Annotated in this window: 5 protein-coding genes and 1 pseudogene; 2 read left to right on the forward strand and 4 right to left on the reverse strand. The window is 74.2% G+C overall.

Going from position 1 to position 4,550, the window contains the following annotated elements; translation table 11 throughout:
* Nucleotides 1-354, reverse strand: a pseudogene (locus tag GA0115240_RS11860) (DNA-binding protein); the annotation flags it as partial.
* Nucleotides 355-1,559: 1,205 nt separating this feature from the next.
* Here GA0115240_RS11860 and GA0115240_RS11870 point away from each other — a divergent pair.
* The gene (locus GA0115240_RS11870) at nt 1,560-2,195 is read left to right on the forward strand and encodes an HAD family hydrolase (RefSeq protein ID WP_093736641.1); all 636 of its coding nucleotides are present in this window, start codon (nt 1,560-1,562) and stop codon (nt 2,193-2,195) included.
* Here the strand turns inward: GA0115240_RS11870 and GA0115240_RS11875 are convergent.
* Nucleotides 2,174-2,446, reverse strand: a complete 273-nt coding sequence (locus GA0115240_RS11875) for a hypothetical protein (protein ID WP_256069770.1) — start codon at nt 2,444-2,446, stop codon at nt 2,174-2,176. The two genes, GA0115240_RS11870 and GA0115240_RS11875, sit on opposite strands and share 22 nt — an antisense overlap.
* Before the next feature lie 162 nt (nt 2,447-2,608).
* Here GA0115240_RS11875 and GA0115240_RS39015 point away from each other — a divergent pair, with 162 nt between their 5' ends.
* Nucleotides 2,609-2,992, forward strand: a complete 384-nt coding sequence (locus GA0115240_RS39015; protein WP_093736643.1) for a cold-shock protein — start codon at nt 2,609-2,611, stop codon at nt 2,990-2,992.
* Nucleotides 2,993-3,142: 150 nt separating this feature from the next.
* On the opposite strand, the gene GA0115240_RS11885 is transcribed toward GA0115240_RS39015, so the two are convergent.
* Together GA0115240_RS11885 and GA0115240_RS11890 are read right to left on the reverse strand one after the other, a co-directional pair.
* Nucleotides 3,143-3,991, reverse strand: a complete 849-nt coding sequence (locus tag GA0115240_RS11885; protein WP_093736644.1) for a 1,4-dihydroxy-6-naphthoate synthase — start codon at nt 3,989-3,991, stop codon at nt 3,143-3,145.
* The coding region (locus GA0115240_RS11890; protein WP_093736645.1) for a futalosine hydrolase at nt 3,984-4,550 on the reverse strand (567 nt) is incomplete at its 5' end. The genes GA0115240_RS11890 and GA0115240_RS11885, both read right to left, overlap by 8 nt.

The following is a 4,550-nucleotide window of genomic DNA, read 5'->3' on the forward strand; positions in this document are numbered from 1 at the left end:
CGGGTTGCGCCCGGCTTGGTCGCCGGCGGCGTCTCTCGGCGGATCCGCTTCGGCGCCCGCGGTGGGCGGCGCCGGGCGGCCCGTCATCAGGGCGCGGAGCGACGCCTCGTCGCTCGGGTCGGCGGAGACCGCGAGGGCCTCGGCGACCTGCCGGGTGAAGGTGTCGAGCCGGTCCAGCGTGCGCAGCACCGACGTGCGGGTGGCGGCGCGGGTGGCGAGTTGGGTGAGGTCGTTCGGGACCGGGGTCAGGAGATCGGGGCGGGCGCGCAGGAGGAGGGCCAGCGCCGCGTCGTCTCGTGCGCGCAGGTCCTCCGCCAGGGTGCGCGGGCCGGTGGGTCCGCCTTCACTCCTCATCCGTCCCACATTAGCCGCACCGGTCGAATGTCCGGGCGCGCCCGTCGGCTGCGGACAGCCGCCCCGTCGGCCCGGTACCGTCGGGGGAAAGTCGCCGGAAGACTGAACCGGGCGCGGTGGAAGGGGGCTTGGCGGTGGGCGTCGAGAGCGATCAGCTGGTGTTCGACTACTTGAGCCGGGTCGGCGACCTGGCGCAGACCGCGCTGCCGGCCGCCCAGCGGATGCGGCTGGTCACCCAGCTGCGCAAGGACATCGACCGGGAGCGCGGCGCCACCGACAGCCCGGCCACCGTCCGCCGCATCCTGGACCGTATGGGTGCGCCCGACGCGGTGGTGGAGGCGGCGGCCGGCAGTACCGCCGGCGGCGGAGGGCAGGGCCTCGGCGGCGGGCGTACCGAGCCCGAGCCGCCGTCCGCGCAGCCGCCGCTCGGCTACTACGGGCCGTCCGCCAAGCCCGGGCCGCGGTCCGGGGCGGCCCCGGGCGGCGATGCCGGCACCGACTGGTGGCGCGTCGAAGGCCCCGGCGAGCGGATGCGGGCCGGGGACGAGCTGGCCGGACTGCCCGGGATGACCGGCGGCATCACCATCCCCTTCGACGACGAGGAACTGGCCCAGGACGATCAGCCGGTCCTGCGCAAGCGCCTGGTGCCCGCCCCGGCGCAGGAACCGGGCGCCCCGGCGGAAGAGGTCGCCGGGACCGCGCCCGGCCGCGCCCGCCGCTGGCTGCCGCGGCTGCCCGGTGCGCGGCCGGCCGGCGCCAAGAGCTGGGGCAGCCCGGTGCTGCTGCTGGCCGCCGCTCTGCTCGTGGCCGGCGCCGTGATCGGCTCACTCATCCCGATGGGTCTGGGCTGGCTGATGGGTTACCTGTCGCGGCGGCTCACCCGCCCGCAGGCCAAATTCGGCATCCTCGGCATCCCGGGCGCCGCCGCCGCGGGCATGCTGGTCGTGGCTGGTGGGGGCGCGACGTGGGCAAGTGGAGCACGCCCATCGCCCAGGGCCAGCTCGGCCCGGCCATCCAGGACGCCCTGCCGGCCACCATCCGTATCGCCGCCGTCGGATCCGCCCTGTACCTGGTGTGGCGGGCCCGCCGGACGGCGTAACGCGCCGCGCCCGCCGACGCGTTGCGCGGGCGCCTCGACCGGCCGGGCCGGGGGCCCGCCCCCGGCCCGCACCCGGCGCCGCACCCCCTTGACCTCCCGGGGGACAATGGGCGGCGTGATCAACGACCTCGCCCCGCTCACCGTCGGCTTCGACCTCGACATGACACTGATCGACTCGCGGCCCGGCATCAAGGCGGCGTTCGACCGGCTGGCCCTGGAGACCGGTGTGTTCATCGACTCGGCGCTGGCGGTCACCCGGCTCGGACCGCCGCTGGACGAGGAGTTGGCCCACTGGTTCCCCGCCGAGCACATCGAGGCGGTCGGGGAGCGCTACCGGACGCTGTATCCGGACCACGCGATCGCGCCGTCCCGGGCGATGCGGGGCGCGGTGGAGGCCGTCCGGGCCGTCCAGGAGGCCGGCGGCCGGGCGGTGGTGGTCACCGCGAAGTACGAGCCGAACGCGCGGCTGCACCTGACGCACGTCGGGATCGACGCCGAGGTGCGCGGCTGGCTGTGGGCCGAGGCCAAGGCGGAGGCGCTGATCGAGTACGGCGCGAGCGTCTACGTCGGCGACCACATCGGTGACGTGCGCGGCGCCCGGGTGGCGGGCGCGCTGTCGGTCGCGGTGGCCACCGGGCCGTGCGCCGCGGCGGAGCTGCGGGCGGCCGGCGCCGACGTGGTGCTGGACGACCTCACCGAGTTCCCCGCGTGGTTCGCCGCCTACAGCTCCGCGGCGGTCTGACCGCCCGCTTCCGGACCGGGCGGCACCTGCGCCGCCTGCCGCTGGGCCAGCGCGGAGCGCAGCAGCCCGCCGAGGGCCAGCGCCAGGCCCACCGCCATCAGCATGGACACGAAATAGGCCGGCGTCGGCAGTCGCCGGGTGTCCAGCAGCAGCGGCGCGACGGTCGCCAGTGTGCCGACCGCCCCGACGAGGAACACGATCGCGCCGATCCGCACCAGCAGGTCACCGGCGCCCATGGTTTGTTTGCTCACCCGACAAGGGTAGATCCGTTGCGTGGCGTCGTGGACCGTGCATCGGGACCGCGGCGTCTTGTCACACGGCGGCGGGCCATTAGCCTGGTGCCAGCGGGTCTCCGGTGGACCCGCTGATCTGTTGTACCGATGAGGTTTCGAGCAATGAGGACGAGGTCGGACGTGCCTACCGGCAAGGTCAAGTGGTTCAACAGCGAGAAGGGCTTCGGCTTTCTCTCCCGCGACGACGGCGGCGATGTCTTCGTGCACTCCTCGGTGCTGCCCGAAGGCGTTGACGCCCTGAAGCCCGGCCAGCGCGTGGAATTCGGCGTCGTGGCGGGACAGCGCGGTGATCAGGCACTTTCGGTGACCCTGCTCGACCCCGCCCCCTCGGTTGCCGCGGCGCAGCGCCGCAAGCCCGACGAACTGCTGCCCATCGTGCAGGACCTCACCACATTGCTGGAAGAGGTCGCGCGTTCGCTTCAGCGCGGCAGGTATCCGGACAAGGCGCACGGGGCCAAGATTGCCTCGGTCCTGCGGGTGGTGGCGGACCAGTTGGACGTCTGACCGCCATGGCCCGAGGCCGTGCTCGCTTTTCGGTGCTTTACCGGAAGGGCTGCTTCCGGTAAAGCATTTCGGTGAATTCCGGCCTGATGAGCCGACGATTTTCGGCCATCTCGTGAAATCCGGCCCGCGCCATTCGAAAACCCGAACGGCTCACCAGGCCAGCGCGTCCTCCGCGAGCGGCGGGACGAGCCCCTCGGCCGCGGCCCGGGTCAGCAGTCCCCGTACGGCCGCGTAGCCGTCCTCGCCCAGGTCGGCGGAGAACTCGTTCACGTACAGCCCGATGTGCTGGTCGGCGACGGCCGGGTCCATCTCCTGGGAGTGCGCCAGCACATAGGCCCGGGAGGCCGCCGGGTCGTCCCAGGCCATCCGGACGGAGGTGCGGGCCGCGTCGGCCAGCGCGTGCAGCCGCTCCTTGCCCAGCGAGCGCTTGGCGATGATCGCGCCCAGCGGGATGGGCAGCCCGGTGGTGGACTCCCAGTGCTCGCCCATGTCCGCGAGCTTGTGCAGGCCGTAGTTCTGATAGGTGAAGCGGGCCTCGTGGATGACCAGGCCCGCGTCCACCCGGCCGTCCCGTACCGCGGGCATGATCTCGTTGAACGGCATGACCACGATCGCGCCCACCCCGCCGGCCACCTGCTCGGCCGCCCACAGCCGGAACAGCAGATACGCGGTCGAACGCTCGCTCGGCACCGCCACCGTCCGGCCGGACAGGTCCAGGCCGGCCTCCCGGGTCAGCACCAGCGGGCCGCAGCCCCGCCCCAGCGCGCCGCCGCAGGGCAGCAGCGCGTACTCGTCGAGCACCCACGGCAGCACCGCGTAGGACACCTTCAGCACGTCGAACTCGCCGCGCTCGGCCATCCCGTTGGTGATGTCGATGTCGGCGAAGGTGACGTCGAGCGGGGGCGCGTCCGGGACCAGGCCGTGCGCCCAGGCGTGGAAGACGAAGGTGTCGTTCGGGCAGGGGGAGTACGCGATGTGCAGCGCGTTGACGTCAGCCATGTTCAGCCTCAACCTCCAGTACCGGTGGGAGCTTCCCGGCGCCGTCCGCGGTGGCGGCCGGTGCCCCGAAGTCGGCCAGGGCGGCCGGGAGCCGCTCGAAAGCCGTGGTCAGTGCGGCCAGCGCCGGGCCGATCCGCCAGGCCGCCCGGTCCCGGGGCCCGACCGCGTTCGACACCGCGCGGATCTCCAGCACGGGCACCCCCGCCGCCGCTGCCGCCTCCGCCACGCCGAAGCCCTCCATCGCCTCGGCGACGGCGCCGGGATGACGCCCGCTCAGCTCGGCGGCGCGATCGGCGCCGCCGGTCACCGTGGACACGGTCAGCACGGGCCCGTAGGCGGCCCCCAGCGCGCTGGCGACGGCGCGGGCCAGCCCCGGTGGCGGAAGATGCTCGGAGATCCCGAAACCCAGCTCGGCGACCGGCACGAAGCCCTCCTGGGTCTGCGCCCCGAGGTCGGCCGCCACGATCGCGGCTGCCACCGCCAGCGAGCCCACCGGCGCGGCCGGGGCGAAGCCGCCGCCGATGCCGGCCGACACCACCAGGGCGTAGCCGGAGCCGCG

It is taken from the genome of Streptomyces sp. DvalAA-14 (assembly GCF_900091855.1).
In the GTDB taxonomy this organism is placed as follows: domain Bacteria; phylum Actinomycetota; class Actinomycetes; order Streptomycetales; family Streptomycetaceae; genus Actinacidiphila.